This is a genomic window from Vibrio gallaecicus (assembly GCF_024347495.1).
In the GTDB taxonomy this organism is placed as follows: domain Bacteria; phylum Pseudomonadota; class Gammaproteobacteria; order Enterobacterales; family Vibrionaceae; genus Vibrio; species Vibrio gallaecicus.
Map to the genome: position 1 here is coordinate 555,609 of NZ_AP025490.1, position 15,285 is coordinate 570,893.

At 40.7% G+C, this 15,285-nt stretch carries 12 protein-coding genes and 1 other annotated feature; of the genes, 9 read left to right on the forward strand and 3 right to left on the reverse strand.

Features of this window, described 5'->3' with window-relative positions:
- The first annotated feature begins 14 nt into the window (after positions 1-14).
- The 3 genes from OCU78_RS02460 to OCU78_RS02470 all read left to right on the forward strand — a co-directional run bounded on the left by OCU78_RS02460 (position 15) and on the right by OCU78_RS02470 (position 4,799).
- Entirely contained in the window at positions 15-1,766 is a 1,752-nt protein-coding gene (locus OCU78_RS02460) for a diguanylate cyclase (RefSeq protein ID WP_137374519.1), read from the forward strand.
- Between the two features lie 140 nt (positions 1,767-1,906).
- On the forward strand, positions 1,907-4,354 hold the full coding sequence (arcB, locus tag OCU78_RS02465) for an aerobic respiration two-component sensor histidine kinase ArcB (protein ID WP_137374520.1): 2,448 nt from the start codon (positions 1,907-1,909) through the stop codon (positions 4,352-4,354).
- Between the two features lie 4 nt (positions 4,355-4,358).
- The gene (locus OCU78_RS02470; protein ID WP_137374521.1) at positions 4,359-4,799 is read left to right on the forward strand and encodes a hypothetical protein; all 441 of its coding nucleotides are present in this window, start codon (positions 4,359-4,361) and stop codon (positions 4,797-4,799) included.
- 100 nt (positions 4,800-4,899) lie between these two features.
- Here OCU78_RS02470 and arcA read toward each other — a convergent pair whose 3' ends face one another.
- A complete protein-coding gene (gene arcA / locus OCU78_RS02475; protein ID WP_137374522.1) occupies positions 4,900-5,616 on the reverse strand; it encodes a two-component system response regulator ArcA in 717 nt (238 codons plus the stop codon).
- 577 nt (positions 5,617-6,193) lie between these two features.
- On the opposite strand from arcA, the gene OCU78_RS02480 reads away from it, so the two are divergent.
- Positions 6,194-6,676, forward strand: a complete 483-nt coding sequence (locus OCU78_RS02480) for a putative 4-hydroxy-4-methyl-2-oxoglutarate aldolase (RefSeq protein WP_137374523.1) — start codon at positions 6,194-6,196, stop codon at positions 6,674-6,676.
- A gap of 14 nt (positions 6,677-6,690) precedes the next feature.
- On the opposite strand, the gene OCU78_RS02485 is transcribed toward OCU78_RS02480, so the two are convergent.
- Positions 6,691-7,152 (reverse strand): ribonuclease regulator, encoded by a 462-nt coding sequence (locus OCU78_RS02485; protein WP_137374524.1) that lies wholly within the window; start codon positions 7,150-7,152, stop codon positions 6,691-6,693.
- A gap of 311 nt (positions 7,153-7,463) precedes the next feature.
- Positions 7,464-7,582, forward strand: a sequence feature (Thr leader region).
- A gap of 30 nt (positions 7,583-7,612) precedes the next feature.
- On the opposite strand from OCU78_RS02485, the gene thrA reads away from it, so the two are divergent.
- From thrA to thrC, 3 genes are read left to right on the forward strand one after another with little or no spacing between them, the layout of a single operon-like run.
- Positions 7,613-10,072: a bifunctional aspartate kinase/homoserine dehydrogenase I gene (thrA, locus tag OCU78_RS02490; RefSeq protein WP_137374525.1), complete on the forward strand. Its 2,460-nt coding sequence runs from the start codon at positions 7,613-7,615 to the stop codon at positions 10,070-10,072.
- A 17-nt stretch (positions 10,073-10,089) separates the two neighbouring features.
- Positions 10,090-11,046 carry a homoserine kinase gene (thrB, locus tag OCU78_RS02495; RefSeq protein ID WP_137374593.1) on the forward strand — a complete coding sequence of 319 codons (957 nt, stop codon included), beginning with the start codon at positions 10,090-10,092 and terminating at the stop codon, positions 11,044-11,046.
- Positions 11,043-12,326 (forward strand): threonine synthase, encoded by a 1,284-nt coding sequence (gene thrC, locus OCU78_RS02500; RefSeq protein WP_137374526.1) that lies wholly within the window; start codon positions 11,043-11,045, stop codon positions 12,324-12,326. The genes thrB and thrC overlap by 4 nt, the downstream gene beginning before the upstream one ends.
- A gap of 153 nt (positions 12,327-12,479) precedes the next feature.
- Here thrC and grcA read toward each other — a convergent pair whose 3' ends face one another.
- Positions 12,480-12,857, reverse strand: a complete 378-nt coding sequence (gene grcA, locus OCU78_RS02505; RefSeq protein ID WP_137374527.1) for an autonomous glycyl radical cofactor GrcA — start codon at positions 12,855-12,857, stop codon at positions 12,480-12,482.
- A 328-nt stretch (positions 12,858-13,185) separates the two neighbouring features.
- Between grcA and nfo the strand changes: the two genes are divergently transcribed.
- The gene (nfo, locus tag OCU78_RS02510) at positions 13,186-14,079 is read left to right on the forward strand and encodes a deoxyribonuclease IV (RefSeq protein ID WP_137374528.1); all 894 of its coding nucleotides are present in this window, start codon (positions 13,186-13,188) and stop codon (positions 14,077-14,079) included.
- A gap of 442 nt (positions 14,080-14,521) precedes the next feature.
- A complete protein-coding gene (gene ung / locus OCU78_RS02515; RefSeq protein WP_137374529.1) occupies positions 14,522-15,199 on the forward strand; it encodes a uracil-DNA glycosylase in 678 nt (225 codons plus the stop codon).
- Positions 15,200-15,285 lie beyond the last annotated feature (86 nt).

The following is a 15,285-nucleotide window of genomic DNA, read 5'->3' on the forward strand; positions in this document are numbered from 1 at the left end:
TGTATTGAGTGTAAATGGAACTGCTAAAAAGTTGGTTGTGGGATAATACGTATGGCTACGGCTTTGATATCGTAATTATTCTATTGTGCATTTTAATGTTTTGGTTTGTTTATTCTCGCTACCAAACCCACTTAGCCAATATCCTTTTAGACTCACCTTCCGCAATTTGTTTTATTGACCTGCGTTCTGGAGAAGTGTTGCAAGCAAATCGACCTGCTATGCAGCTTCTTGGAATTCGCCTTATTGGAATTAGCTTCCGTTATCCGACAACAGAAAGCCAACATAACTTCCTGCAATATTTATCCAGTCACCAACAATCACAATCTTTTGAGCAAGTCTCATTTTGGACATCATCAGAGTTTGAATCATTTAAAGTCAATTTTTCAGGTAGAAAAGTGTTCTTCCGCGGGAAGCGTGTGTGGATGATTTACGCATCCCCACATCAAAATTCTCAAGAAGAGCAGTCGGAAGAAATTAAAGCTCTAAATGTAGCTCGGACGGCTCTAGATTCTTTATCTGAATTAATTTATGTGAAAGATGAAAGTGGCAAATTAGTCGCGAGTAACCGCTCGTTCAAAAGGTTTTGGCATGGTCGACCTGAGGAAGGCACATTTAATGTGTCCGGTGGGATGCTTAAAGGTCGAGTAAGCGAACGATCATGGACGACTGATCAAGATGGAAAAAGTTGCTTGCTGGAAACTTATCAAAGCGTTTTACTTTCTGAAAATGGTCACAATATTGGAGTGCTCTCGATCAGTCATGATGTGACGGATTGGCATGATATGCAGCAGCAATTACGCGCCGAAATGGAAAAGCGTAAAGATACAGAGGTAGCGCTGGCGCAGAGAGATACTATTCTGCAAAATATCCTAGAGTCTAGCCCTGACTCTATTGGGATCTTCAATGAAAACATGGTCTACCAAGCTTGTAATCGACCATTTGTTCGTGCTCTTGGCATTTCAGATGTCAATGACTTGATCGGTAAACGCTTGCAAGATGTGGTTCCCGGTAATATGTATCTAAGATTGTCCGAAACCGATACTCAAGTGCTTCATCATGGAAAGTCCTTACGTTATATCGACAAAGTTCAGTCCAGTGAAGGTAACTACACTTGGTATGACGTAGTTAAATCTCCATTTAGGGAACCAGCTTCAGGAACTAATGGTGTACTCATTATGGCTCGCGATATTTCTGAACGTTACCTAGCGGAACAAAAGCTCGAAGAAGCGAATTTAGAACTGGAACGTTTAAGCTTTATAGATAGTTTGACTCAGGTATCTAACAGACGTCGATTTGATGAGCAGCTAACGACACTTTGGCATCATCATATCCGTGAGAATATCCCAATTACTATAATGCTGTGTGATATCGATTTCTTTAAAGGTTACAACGACTTTTATGGACACCAACAAGGTGATGACGCTTTAATTCGAGTGTCCCAAGCCTTTACTCGAGTACTGAATCGTTCTTCTGATTGTGTAGCACGATATGGCGGTGAAGAATTTGGCTTTATCCTGCCTAATACAACGGCTACAGGTGCTCAGTTAGTGGCACAAAGGATTCATGACGAAGTTGAAAAGCTAAGTCTTCAACATGACAAGTCTACAGTATCTAATCTATTAACAGTGAGCTTAGGTATTGCGTCGCTTGTTCCTAGACCAAGCGATGAAATGGAATCTGCGGTTGCTCTTGCAGACAGCGCACTTTATCAAGCAAAAGCCGATGGTAGAAACCAAACCAGTGTTCATCCTTCATCTATGTTTTAAGCTTAGGTTCTCTATTGCTCATTTATAGAATTCACCTTTTATTTAAAATGAATGGCACTCTCTTTCATGTGATGTGACAAGCTTACCTACTGACTCTAAACAGGTTAGAATATTGCTAGTCTTATCGCATGGAGCGCTAAATGAAACCCATGAAAAATCTCGCCCAGTACTATGTCGATCTTCTCGTCAAACTGGGAATTGTCCGCTTTTCTATCTTACTTGCCTTGGCTCTAGTCGCTCTTGCCGTTGTGGTTCAAGTCGGAATCACTTTAGCCTTAAAAGGCAATGTTGATGATATCGATATTGTCCGTTCTGTTTTCTTCGGTCTTGTTATTACCCCTTGGGCAGTTTACTTCTTATCTGTTGTTGTTGATCAGCTGGAAGAGTCTCGTCAGCGTTTAGCTAAGTTAGTTTCTAAGCTTGGTGATATGCGCTCTCGAGATCAGGATTTAAACAATGAACTTCAATTGAATATCGAAAAGCTGAATCAAGAGATTGAGGAGCGTAAAAAGGCAGAAGAAGCACGTGCTGAAGCGATGTACGATCTTGAAAATGAAGTCTTTCAACGAGAGCGAACTCAGTTAGAGTTAGCGGAACGCACGGCGTTATTACGTTCATTTATTGATGCTTCCCCTGATTTGATCTATTACCGGAATGAAGAGGGTGTTTTTTCTGGGTGTAATCGGGCGGTTGAGGAGCTAACTGGAAAGAAAGAAAAAGATCTGGTGGGTTTAACGCCTTGGGATGTATACAGCAAAGAAGTGGCACAACAAGTTGTTGAGACCGATGAGAAAGTTTTTGCCGATAACCAAGCCTTAACTTATGAACAGTGGCTGGAGTACCCCGATGGTCGTAAAAATTATTTCGAATTACGTAAGGTGCCATTCTATAGCAAAGAAGGTCGTCATTTAGGGTTAGTCGGTTTTGGGCGAGACATTACTGAGCGTAAAGAACATCAAGAATCATTAGAAAAAGCGAGCCGAGATAAAACAACCTTTATCTCGACCATTAGCCATGAATTAAGAACGCCACTAAACGGTATTATTGGCTTAAGTCGAATGCTGCTTGATAGCCATTTAACCCAAGAGCAGCGTAAGCATATGCAGACGATTAAAGTCAGTGCTGTGACTTTAGGTAATATCTTTAATGACATTATCGACATGGATAAGTTTGATCGTCGCAAATTGGAATTGCTGCCTACGCCTGTGAATTTTGAAGACTTTGTCGTAGAGATGGAAAGTATCTCTGGGTTAATGGCAGAGCAAAAAGGGCTGAGATTTGATTTAGAGAGATTGTCTGAACTTCCTCTTGCGATTGAAGTTGATGGCACTCGCTTAAGACAAGTGCTTTGGAATTTAGTCAGTAACGCAATGAAGTTTACCAAAGACGGTGGTGTGGTGATGACGGTCAGCGCTGATGTTGAAGACGGATTTGCCAATATAGTGATGGAAGTTGAAGATACCGGCATTGGTATACCTGAAGCGGAAGTTGATAAGATTTTCGCGATGTATTATCAGGTAAAATCTGGCGCTGATAACTTACACGCAGTCGGAACTGGTATAGGTTTAGCCGTTTCTAAGCAGCTGATTAATATGATGAATGGTGATATTGATGTCACCAGTGAAGAAGGCTTTGGTAGTACATTTACTGTTTCAATTCGCGTTCCCGTTCATAACGATCAAAAAGTGCTGCTCAAAACTCCGAGAAAGCAGTCTCAATTGAATATTTTCATGGTTGAGGATATTGAACTTAATGTAACGGTTGCTCGTTCATTACTTGAAAGTTTAGGTCACACAGTCAAAGTTGCGATGACAGGGAAAGATGCACAAATTGAGTTTACCCCAGAAGAATATGATTTAGTTCTATTGGATATCCAGCTTCCAGATATGACAGGCTTTGATGTGGCTCAGTACTACCGCGACAAATATCCAGAGTTACCGCCATTAGTAGCACTCACTGCTAATGTACTGAGTGACAAACAAGAATACTTCCAAAAAGGAATGGATGAGGCGATCAGTAAACCCTTATCGGTAAAAGCGATTCAAGACGTGATTGCCGAGTTAGTTGAAGTTGTTCCTCATGATATTAAAAGTAATGAGCCGTTAAGCTCTAACGTTTCCCACTCTAAGCTATCTGACACGTATCCAAAAGATGCTGATTCAGACGATTTTTTGGGTGAAGATGCGAAAGCGAATAAGAAGTGTCTTGAGTCAGTAACACAGGAGAATCCTGCTTCGATTGATACCAGTTTACTTGATATCGACATGCTAGAGTCTTATGTTGATATTGTCGGGTCAAAGCCTGTTCTTGATAGTATAAAAATGTTTGAAGATATGATGCCCGGGTATATGGACATTTTAAATGCAAATATGGCAGCAAAAGATCAAGCAAGTATTGTTTCAGAGGCTCATAAAATTAAAGGTGCTGCGGGTTCTATTGGCTTAAAACGAATCCAGAAAACAGCTCAAAAAGCTCAATCACCAGATATGCCAGGATGGTGGGATAGCGTATCTGGGTGGGTTGATTCAATAAATAATGAATATCAACACGATATTGAAGTTCTCAAAAGTTGGTTAAACCAAAGGTAGAAAAATGAAAAAAATTGCATTGGTATGTGCGCTGGCTTTAGCTGGCTGTTCAACAACTCAAGTCGAGTGGCAACAAGACAATCAAATTAAAGTTGCAGAAGCGACGGTCGTGCTGAAAAGTAACTTATGGATAAATAAAATGCCAAGCATTGGTGAAGCACAAGACCAAATGCTGCATGGAGCTATTTATCTTCAAGCCACGTCAGAATTACCGGCGGAGCTAGCTGTTGAAGGGCTTACAATTAAGCAGGGTGCTGAAACTTGGCTGATTGATGGTAACGATTTGGAATTAAGAACACATGGTGAAACTCAATGGGAAGTCGCTTTTAAATGGCAGTTAGAGGTCGATGATACACAGCCTGTTGATGTTGCTGTTCAACTAAAAGATGGTGAAGCGGTAAAGTGGTTGGTTGAGCATGATGTGAAGGTTGATACTGTTTACTAAATTATTAAGTATAAATCTAAAAAAGGAGCCTGTTATGCAGGCTCCTTTTTCATTATTAGAAAACAAAACACTTTCTAAAACTAACTTACCGTAAAGGTGGTTAGTCTTCTAGGTCACCACAGAAGCGGTAGCCTTCACCGTGAATCGTAGCAATGATTTCTGGAGTACCAGAAATTGATTCAAAGTGTTTACGAATACGACGAATCGTTACATCAACAGTACGGTCATGTGGTTTAAGCTCACGACCAGTCATCTTCTTAAGAAGGTCTGCACGTGTTTGTATCTTCCCTGGGTTTTCACAGAAGTGAAGTAACGCACGGAATTCAGAACGTGGCAGTTTGTAACCTTCGCCATCAGGGCTAACAAGAGAACGGCTGTTGATATCAAGAACCCAACCATTGAACTCGTATTTTTCTACGCTGCGTTTTTCTTCAGTTGTAGCACTTGTGCTCATTGAACGGTTTAGAAGGTTACGTGCACGAATAGTTAATTCACGAGGGTTAAATGGCTTAGTGATGTAGTCATCAGCACCGATTTCGAGGCCGAGGATCTTATCTACTTCATTATCACGACCAGTTAAGAACATAAGTGCTACGTTTGCTTGTTCTCTTAACTCTCGAGCTAATAAAAGACCATTTTTACCAGGAAGGTTAATGTCCATAATAACCAGGTTTACTTGGTTGTCAGAAAGCACTTGATGCATTTCTTCACCATCGCTGGCCTCAAAAACAGCATATCCCTCTGCTTCAAAAATACTCTTAAGAGTGTTACGAGTTACTTGCTCATCTTCAACGATAAGAATCTGCGGGGTTTGCATTTGGCGGTACCTAAATTTGTGACTAAACTGTGCTAATAGAATAAATTCTAGGCAAAAAAATAACATACAGGTAATGTAATTTTGATGATAACTCAAAGTTTTCAAAAAAACACTTACTTCCCGCTATCCGCCTTCCTTGCAGCTTTGCCCAATAACGTATATCCAAGTACGCCTATACTATTCTGTTAGTGATTGCTACGAATTCTATAATGTTAACAGCATGCTAACAATGCGAGAATGTTAATTCCATTCACTTTGTTGATTTATATCAATTGCTGATTTGCAACAAACGCTAATAGTATGGCTACAAGTTAAGCTGTATGTTAATTGACTAGTTAATTAACATATTGGAATTTTTATACATGAAAGAATTGTAGATGACTTGTAGAGTTTTGTCGGAAGATCTTGTAATACCGTCGGTAAAAGAGATTAGGATAACGATAAAACACGCAAAAACTCATTTAATAAATTATAAAGCCTGCTTTGTAACTGAATGTGTTTTATAACTGGTTAAACTGTATAACTAAAGATGCATAATGCTATGCCACTTCGCATAGTTTAATCTCATGGAGGATATATGCACGATATAACACCGGACTTGTGTGACCAATTTGAAAGTAAAGTTACTTTACTTCGACTTCCTACTCAAAACTACGGTCAAAAAGGTGCGTTCTGGGGTGAAATTGTCACAGTACGTTGCTATCACGATAATTCTAAAGTACGCGAAATGCTCGAAAAAGATGGGACTGGCAAAGTATTATTTGTAGATGGTAACGGTTCTTGCCAGAAGGCTCTTTTGGGAGATCAGTTAGCAATTTTAGCCATTGAAAATGGATGGGAAGGGGTAGTTGTAAACGGTGCTATTAGAGATGTTGCAATGATGTCTCAAATGGAACTTGGTGTTCAAGCTCTTGGTGCTTGTCCATTTAAAACAGAGAAACGAGGCGCTGGAGAGGTGAATGTGACACTCTCTATTCATAACCAGCTAATACAGCCGGGTGATTATATTTATGCAGATTGGAATGGCATTTTATTATCATCAGAGAAGTTAATCGCCTAGTGTATTTATTGGCGCTAAAAGCGAAAACCTAAACCCACTTCAATGCCTTTCTGCCACTCTTCATAGTCAAGAGTGGCATGAATATCTAGATTGTCTGTCACTCTCATTCGGCTGGATACTTCAGCAGTTACCACATTTTCATTTTCATTTTCGTTGTTGGTGTTATAAGTGTGAAATGCACTTTTTACAGATACTTTTTCTGTTAGTTGGTAGCTGACGCCGCTTAAAAAGCCTTTTTCAGACTTAAGAGAAGACGTGTTTATTCTTGCCCCTACATATAAATCAACGTTGTTGAAAACATTGTATGAGTAGCCACCATCTACTTGCCATACGTCAAAATTATCATTTGATGTATTTTGGCTAGAAATAAAGAGCTTATGTGGGGACTCGATATCTTGTCCTGGAAGGAGGGGAAGCTGATTGGCAAAACAAACTGAGGGCGCAGCAAAAATCACAAGAAATAGTATTCTTCTCACTCTCCACTCCTTTGTCCGAAATTATTATTTTTAACAGCCTCATAATTAAAGCACACAAATAATAAGCTAGCTTTAAAATTGACCGAATATCTGAATATTATGTGATATGCACCATGACTCACTGGTGTGTAGGGAATGTGTACTCAGAACTATTCTTCGCAACTGTTAAGTGTAATTTTCATTGAAATGAAGCTCAGCCCCTAAAAAACGTCTGAATATAAAAAAAACGCAACTTTTGATTGACGGCACGCATGAAAAATTGATACACGTAGAGGTAAGCAAACATAGAGAATTTAATATGCAGCACACACGCCACCTAGTAATGACCACCACCATTATTATTACCGACATTATTATTGTTGGGGCAGGCTGCTAAGTAACGGATTAACAAGAAAAGGCCTGTATCCAACAAGATACAGGCCTTTTTTTATACCATTTTTTTGATTTTATGGAGAAAGGGATGCGAGTTCTAAAATTTGGAGGTTCATCGTTAGCTGATGCTGATCGTTTTTTACGAGCTGCAGATATCATTGCTAACAATGCTCAACAAGAAGAAGTAGCGGTTGTTTTATCAGCCCCAGGCAAAACAACGAATAAACTGGTTGCGGTTATTGAAGCAGCTTTGAATAACGGTGAAGCTGAACATCAAATCACCGAGCTTGAATCGTCATTCGAGTCTCTGTTTAATGAGATCAAAACGGTATTACCCTCTATTGATGGCGAGGCATTTGAAGAGCAAGTGAAAGTCTCGCTGGCTCAACTTCGTCAATTTGTTCATGGTATTAACCTTTTGGGCATGTGCCCGAATCACGTTAATGCACGTATCATCAGTAAAGGTGAGCGTATCTCTATTCAGTTAATGAAGGCTGCATTAGAGGCAAAAGGACAGGCTGCGAGCCTAATTGACCCTGTACAATACCTATTTGCTCAAGGTGATCACCTTGAAGCTATGGTTGATGTTGAGGTTTCTACACAAAACTTCCGCCAATCTCCTCTTCCACAAGGTCACGTTAATATCATGCCTGGTTTCACTGCCGGCAATGATAAAGGCGAACTGGTTACACTTGGTCGTAATGGTTCTGACTATTCAGCCGCTGTACTTGCTGCTTGTTTACGTGCTGATTGTTGTGAAATTTGGACGGATGTAGATGGCGTTTATAACTGCGATCCTCGTTTAGTCGATGATGCTCGATTACTGAAATCTCTGAGCTACCAAGAAGCAATGGAACTTTCATATTTCGGTGCGTCGGTTTTACACCCAAAAACAATCGCCCCGATTGCCCAGTTCCACATTCCATGCCTGATTAAAAATAGTTTTAACCCTCAAGGCGCTGGCACGCTCATTGGTCAAGATACCGGTGAAGATAACCTGGCGATTAAAGGCATTACGACACTTAGCGATCTAACCATGGTCAATGTGTCTGGCCCTGGCATGAAAGGCATGGTCGGCATGGCGAGTCGCGTCTTTGGTGCTATGTCTTCAGCGGGTGTGTCGATTGTTCTTATTACTCAATCTTCTTCTGAATACAGCATTAGTTTCTGTATTGAATCTGCTGATAAAGCTAAAGCTCAAAGAGTGCTTTCTGAAACGTTTGAGCTGGAATTAAAAGACAGCTTACTTGAACCTGTCGAGTTTATGGACAACGTTGCCATCGTGACTCTTGTTGGCGATGGTATGCGAACTTCTCGCGGCGTTGCTTCTCAGTTCTTCTCATCACTAGCTGAAGTGAATGTAAATATTGTCGCGATTGCTCAAGGATCATCTGAGCGAGCAATTTCAGCGGTAATCCCAGAAGATAAAATTTCTGAAGCGATTAAAGCGTGTCACGAGAACCTATTTAACTCGAAGCATTTCCTAGATGTATTCGTTGTTGGTATTGGTGGTGTTGGTGGTGAACTTGTTGACCAAATTAAGCGCCAGCAAACTAAGCTAGCTGAGAAAGGCATTGTGATTCGTGTTTGTGGTCTAGCAAACAGTAAAGGTCTACTACTGGATAGTGAAGGTTTACCTCTAGAACAGTGGCGTGACCGTATGTCGAGTGCAACTGAAGAATTTAGTCTGTCTCGCTTAGTAGCATTAGTACAGCGAAACCACATCATTAACCCAGTTCTTGTAGATTGTACATCCAGTGAAACTATTGCTGATCAATATGCTGATTTCTTAGCGGCTGGTTTCCACGTGGTTACACCTAACAAGAAAGCCAATACAGCAAGCATGTCTTACTATCACCAGTTGCGTGAAGTTGCGCGTAGCTCTCGTCGTAAATTGATGTATGAGACAACCGTAGGCGCAGGTCTACCTGTAATCGAAAACCTGCAGAACTTAATTGCAGCAGGTGATGAATTAGAGAAATTCAACGGTATCTTATCTGGCTCGTTATCTTATATTTTCGGTAAGTTAGACGATGGCATGACGCTAAGCCAAGCAACGAATATCGCAAAAGATAATGGCTTCACTGAACCAGATCCTCGTGATGATCTTTCAGGTATGGATGTTGCGCGTAAACTACTGATTCTTGCTCGTGAAGCAGGAATGGCATTAGAACTTGAAGATGTAGAAGTTGACCAAGCGCTTCCACCTGGTTTTGATGATTCAGGTAGTGTTGAAGAGTTTATGGCTCGCTTACCTGAAGCGGATGCTTACTTCCAAGAACAATCGGCAATTGCTGCTGAAGAAGGGAAAGTATTACGTTACGTAGGTGAAATCGCTGATGGTAAATGTAAAGTTCGCATTGCTGCTGTCGATGGTGATGATCCAATGTTTAAGATTAAAGACGGTGAAAACGCATTAGCCTTTTACAGTCGTTACTATCAGCCAATTCCACTGGTACTGCGTGGCTATGGTGCAGGTACTGAAGTTACTGCGGCAGGTGTATTCTCAGATGTAATGCGTACTCTTGGTTGGAAGTTAGGGGTTTAGTAATGAGTTCAAGTGATATGGATGTGGTGGTCTACGCACCGGCTTCAATCGGTAATGTGAGTGTTGGCTTTGATGTTTTGGGGGCCGCAGTCTCACCTATAGATGGCACACTATTAGGTGACCGAGTATTGGTTAAAGCTGGTGGTGAACCATTTACTCTGAAAACAGCAGGCAGTTTTGTTGCTAAATTGCCGACGGAAGCAAAAGACAATATTGTTTACGATTGCTGGGTTGTATTTGCTCGTGAGTTGGCTAAAAAAGGCGTTGAGCTGAAGCCACTAGAAATGACTCTTGAGAAAAATATGCCAATTGGTTCTGGTTTAGGTTCAAGTGCTTGCTCGATTGTCGCAGCTCTTGATGCGCTCAATCGTTTTCATGCTCAGCCATTGAATGAGATGGAACTGCTCGCGCTGATGGGAGAAATGGAAGGCAAAATTTCGGGTGGAATTCACTACGATAATGTTGCTCCATGTTACCTCGGTGGTTTACAGCTTATGCTGGAAGAGTTGGGCATCATCAGCCAAGAAGTACCATGTTTTGATGAGTGGTATTGGGTAATGGCGTACCCGGGTATTACTGTTTCAACGGCTGAAGCTCGTGAGATCTTACCTTCGCAATATCGTCGACAAGATGTCATTGCTCATGGTCGTAACCTCGCTGGTTTTATTCATGCTTGCCATTCTGGTCAGCCAGAGCTTGCTGCTAAAATGATCAAAGACGTGATCGCAGAACCGTATCGTGAGAAACTGCTTCCAGGTTTTGCTGATGCTCGTAAATTTGCATTATCAGCTGGAGCGCTTGCTACTGGAATATCAGGGAGCGGTCCGACCTTATTTAGCATTTGCAAAGATAAAGATGTCGCTGAGCGTGTTGCACGCTGGTTAGAACAAAATTACGTACAAAATAAAGAAGGATTCGTTCACGTTTGTCGTTTAGATAAACAGGGTTCGATCGTTACAGGAAGTGAGCTATGAAGCTGTACAACATAAAAGAAAATGATGAACAAGTCTCTTTTGGTCAAGCCGTTCGCCAAGGGCTAGGTCGTAACCAAGGTCTATTTTTCCCATCTGAACTGCCTAAGTTTGATGATATCGATGCGCTTCTTGAAGAAGATCTCGTATCTCGCAGCAGTAAAATTCTATCAGCCTTAATTGGTGATGAACTTCCTGCAGAGCAAGTAAACCAGCTGGTTGATGCTGCATTTCAGTTCCCTGCGCCAATCAAACAAGTTAAAGATGGCGTTTACGCTCTGGAGCTTTTCCATGGTCCAACATTAGCGTTTAAAGATTTTGGTGGCCGTTTTATGGCGCAATCTTTAGCTGCTGTGTCTGATGGCGGAAAAATCACTATTTTGACTGCTACATCTGGTGATACCGGTGCTGCTGTTGCCCATGCTTTCTATGGTATGGAAGATATTAATGTCGTGATTCTTTATCCGAATGGAAAAATCAGCCCACTGCAAGAAAAACTGTTTTGTACATTAGGCGGAAACATCCACACCGTTGCTATCGATGGTGATTTTGATGCTTGTCAGTCATTGGTTAAACAAGCATTTGATGATGCTGAGCTTCGTAAAGAAATTGGTCTGAACTCGGCTAACTCTATCAATATCAGTCGTTTAATGGCTCAGATTTGCTACTACTTTGAAGCGGCTTCTCAGCTGACAAAAGAACAGCGTGAGAATTTAGTTATCTCTGTACCAAGTGGTAACTTTGGTAACTTAACTGCTGGCTTATTGGCAAAAGCACTTGGCTTGCCAATAAAACGCTTTATTGCTGCAACTAATGAAAATGATACGGTTCCACGTTACCTAGAAACTGGCAAGTGGGACCCTAAACCAACGGTCGCAACGACTTCTAATGCAATGGATGTTAGCCAGCCAAACAACTGGCCACGTATTGAAGAACTTTGCCAGTTAAAAGGTTGGGGTTTAGATACTTTAGGCAAAGGAAAGGTTTCTGACGATCAAAGTGCTGAGTCGGTACGTGATTTACAAGCTCAAGGCTACTTATGTGAGCCTCATGGCGCTATTGCTTACCGACTACTGGATGAGCAACTTCAGGAAGGTGAAACAGGTTTATTCCTATGTACTGCTCACCCTGCTAAATTTAAAGAAGTGGTCGATGATATTTTAGGTACAGATATTGATTTACCAGCGCCTCTTGCTAAGCATGCTGCGATGGATCTTTTATCAGAAAACCTTGCGAACGATTTTGATGCTCTTAAAACGGTTTTACGTCGAGTACAAAAATAGAATCGTTTTAATTTAGTGGCTTTCGTTAGGAAGCCATTAGTTCTTGTGACCTCTTTGTGTAAGAGGTTGGAAAAAATAGATAAAGAAACGGCGCTCATTGAGCGCCGTTTTTGTATTTGGTCTTTAGCGATTGCTTAAGAGGTGAGTTCTAAATTATAGAGACTCTGTGAACGTACGTGCGATAACATCACGTTGCTGTTCAGTAGTTAAAGAGTTGAAGCGAACAGCGTAACCCGATACACGGATAGTTAACTGTGGGTATTTTTCTGGGTGTGCAACTGCGTCTTCTAATGTTTCACGCTTAAGAACGTTCACGTTTAGGTGTTGACCACCTTCGATACGTGGTGCGCTCTCGATTGCAACTTCACGGCTTTCGTATTCACCTAAGTCAGCAGCGGCAATAACTTGATCTGCTTCGTAACCAGCAGAAGCAACAACACAGCGAGCTTCGTTCTTCTCGCTGTCTAGTAGCCAGATTGAGTTAAGTAGGTCGTCGTTTGCTGCTTTAGTAATTTGAATACCTTGGATCATATCTATCTCCTAGTCCACTAAGATTGTGGTTTGATTATGGTGTTAACTTTCGTTTTTTATTGAGCTGGGTAATATATACCTAAATTGGGTTATCTAGATATTGATTTAAGTCAAAAAACAACCAAAAACCTTATTTTTTAAAAGGTAATTTTATTGAGATAAATCAATAAAACCTTTGAAAACAATATGATTACAAAATATTTAAAATTATAAAGAATATTTAACGAGTCAGTTTGTTGTAAATTTACTACATTATTTGTATTTTTATTGAACTGACATAGATTACAGCAAGCATTTACCATGTATTCTGAAAGTGTGAAGTGATTTAATGACAAGCAAATTATCATCTGATGAACAAAAATTTATAGGGGCTCATGTCTCTGCTGCCGGTGGCGTTGACCAAGCGCCAATGAGAGCTCGTGAAATTGGGGCTAATGCCTTCGCTCTGTTTACTAAAAACCAAAGGCAATGGGCAGCAAAACCTCTAGAAGAGAAGACCATTAGCGCATTTAAAGCCAATTGCAAAATGTTGGGGTTTGGCGCCGATCAAATTCTTCCTCACGATTCTTACCTGATAAACCTAGGAGCACCAGAAGAAGAAAAGTTAGAAAAGTCTCGTGCAGCCTTTATTGACGAAATGGAACGCTGTAATCAACTTGGTTTGAAGCTTCTCAATTTTCATCCTGGGAGTCATTTAAAGAAAATTTCTGAAAATGAGTGTTTAGCTAAAATCGCAGAGTCGATAAACCTTGCCCATCAAGCTGTGCCTGATGTGATTGCTGTTATCGAGAATACTTCTGGTCAAGGCAGTAACCTTGGGTGGAGGTTTGAACATTTGGCTGAAATTATTGAGCAGGTAGAAGATAAATCAAGAGTTGCGGTGTGCCTAGATACCTGTCACACCTTTACCGCTGGATATGACCTACGTACTAAAGAGGCATGCGAACATACTTTTTCAGAGTTTGATCGTATCGTTGGTATGCACTACCTCAGAGCAATGCACATCAATGATTCAAAAGCTGAATTTGCTAGTCGGGTTGATAGACATCATTCGTTGGGTAAAGGTGAAATCGGTTGGGATTGTTTTGAATATATTGCAAGCGATCCAAGGTTTGATGGTATCCCATTGATTTTAGAAACAATTGATCCATCTTTATGGGTTTCTGAAATTCAGCAATTAAGAAAATTCCATAAAGATTACAAAGATAATATGGGCGAGTAGGTAAAAACGCCTAAAAGTTGGCACCTTTCTTTCATAGTGTTTAGTGAATATGTAGAACACTAATCAATAGAGGAGGGTGCCTTATGTATTCTTTATCACATACCCCAGAACTTCAAATTCAACCTGCTAGCCGTCTCCCGGCTCCAAATCGCCATAACCACAATCATGGTCATCATCGAACGCAGCAAAAAAGTGGTTAGAAAACCCCTCTGACTCTTGAAATCACTTTGTCCTCAACATAATTTGTTCTAAGCACAATTTCTTATAAATAGTGGAATGGGGTATAACTAGCCCCCTTCGCTATTTTAAGAAGCACTCAAATTTTAGAACCAATTAAATTTTAGAAGCAAGCAAAGTTCTGAAAGCTTCTTAATGTGTGAAGTTAAGAAATTTAGTGTCGAAAGCTAAATAATCCAGGTAGTCGTGTTGATAGAGGCAATAAATGAATTCGTTGAATACATGGGAAACGATCATCGATGATGAGCGCAGTAAAGATTACTTTAAAGAAGTGATCGCGTTTGTCGAAAATGAACGAAATACAGGTAAGGTGATTTTTCCACTTGAAGAGCATGTATTTAGTGCGTTTGAAATGACGCCTTTTAAAGATGTGAAAGTCGTCATTATTGGGCAAGATCCTTATCACGGCCCAGATCAGGCCCATGGGCTGGCTTTTTCTGTATTACCAGGTGTTAAGATTCCTCCTTCACTACGTAATATGTATAAAGAGCTACAGCAAGATATTGATGGTTTTGTCGTTCCTTCCCATGGGTATTTAAATACTTGGGCTTCTCAAGGGGTTCTCATGCTCAATACGGTACTGACTGTCGAGCAGGGGAAAGCCCACTCTCATGCTAAATGTGGATGGGAGATCTTTACTGATGCCATTGTTGAACGCCTTAATGAAAGAGAAGAACCTATCATATTTTTACTTTGGGGAGCCCATGCTCAAAAGAAGGGGCAAGCTATTAATGTAGAAAAGCACCATGTACTAACTGCTCCTCACCCTTCTCCTTTATCGGCTCGTCGTGGCTTCTTTGGATGTCAGCACTTTTCTAAAGTTAATCAAATCTTAAGTGGAGGTGATCAGCCTATTATTGATTGGTCTCTGCCAGAAGAGTAAACCTTTGGTTGTTTTTCGACCAGCGTCAAAGCGTATTCATTACTCTTCATATACACTTACTTATAGTAGGTGTAATGGAGTGCAAT

What these genes read in the sequence shown, in the direction of transcription:
- OCU78_RS02460 (WP_137374519.1), top strand. Translation starts at nt 15, where the DNA reads ATGGAACTGCTAAAAAGTTGGTTGTGGGATAATACGTATGGCTACGGC.
- arcB (WP_137374520.1), top strand. Translation starts at nt 1,907, where the DNA reads ATGAAACCCATGAAAAATCTCGCCCAGTACTATGTCGATCTTCTCGTC.
- OCU78_RS02470 (WP_137374521.1), top strand. Translation starts at nt 4,359, where the DNA reads ATGAAAAAAATTGCATTGGTATGTGCGCTGGCTTTAGCTGGCTGTTCA.
- arcA (WP_137374522.1), bottom strand. Translation starts at nt 5,616, where the DNA reads ATGCAAACCCCGCAGATTCTTATCGTTGAAGATGAGCAAGTAACTCGT.
- OCU78_RS02480 (WP_137374523.1), top strand. Translation starts at nt 6,194, where the DNA reads ATGCACGATATAACACCGGACTTGTGTGACCAATTTGAAAGTAAAGTT.
- thrA (WP_137374525.1), top strand. Translation starts at nt 7,613, where the DNA reads ATGCGAGTTCTAAAATTTGGAGGTTCATCGTTAGCTGATGCTGATCGT.
- thrB (WP_137374593.1), top strand. Translation starts at nt 10,090, where the DNA reads ATGGATGTGGTGGTCTACGCACCGGCTTCAATCGGTAATGTGAGTGTT.
- thrC (WP_137374526.1), top strand. Translation starts at nt 11,043, where the DNA reads ATGAAGCTGTACAACATAAAAGAAAATGATGAACAAGTCTCTTTTGGT.
- grcA (WP_137374527.1), bottom strand. Translation starts at nt 12,857, where the DNA reads ATGATCCAAGGTATTCAAATTACTAAAGCAGCAAACGACGACCTACTT.
- nfo (WP_137374528.1), top strand. Translation starts at nt 13,186, where the DNA reads ATGACAAGCAAATTATCATCTGATGAACAAAAATTTATAGGGGCTCAT.
- ung (WP_137374529.1), top strand. Translation starts at nt 14,522, where the DNA reads ATGAATTCGTTGAATACATGGGAAACGATCATCGATGATGAGCGCAGT.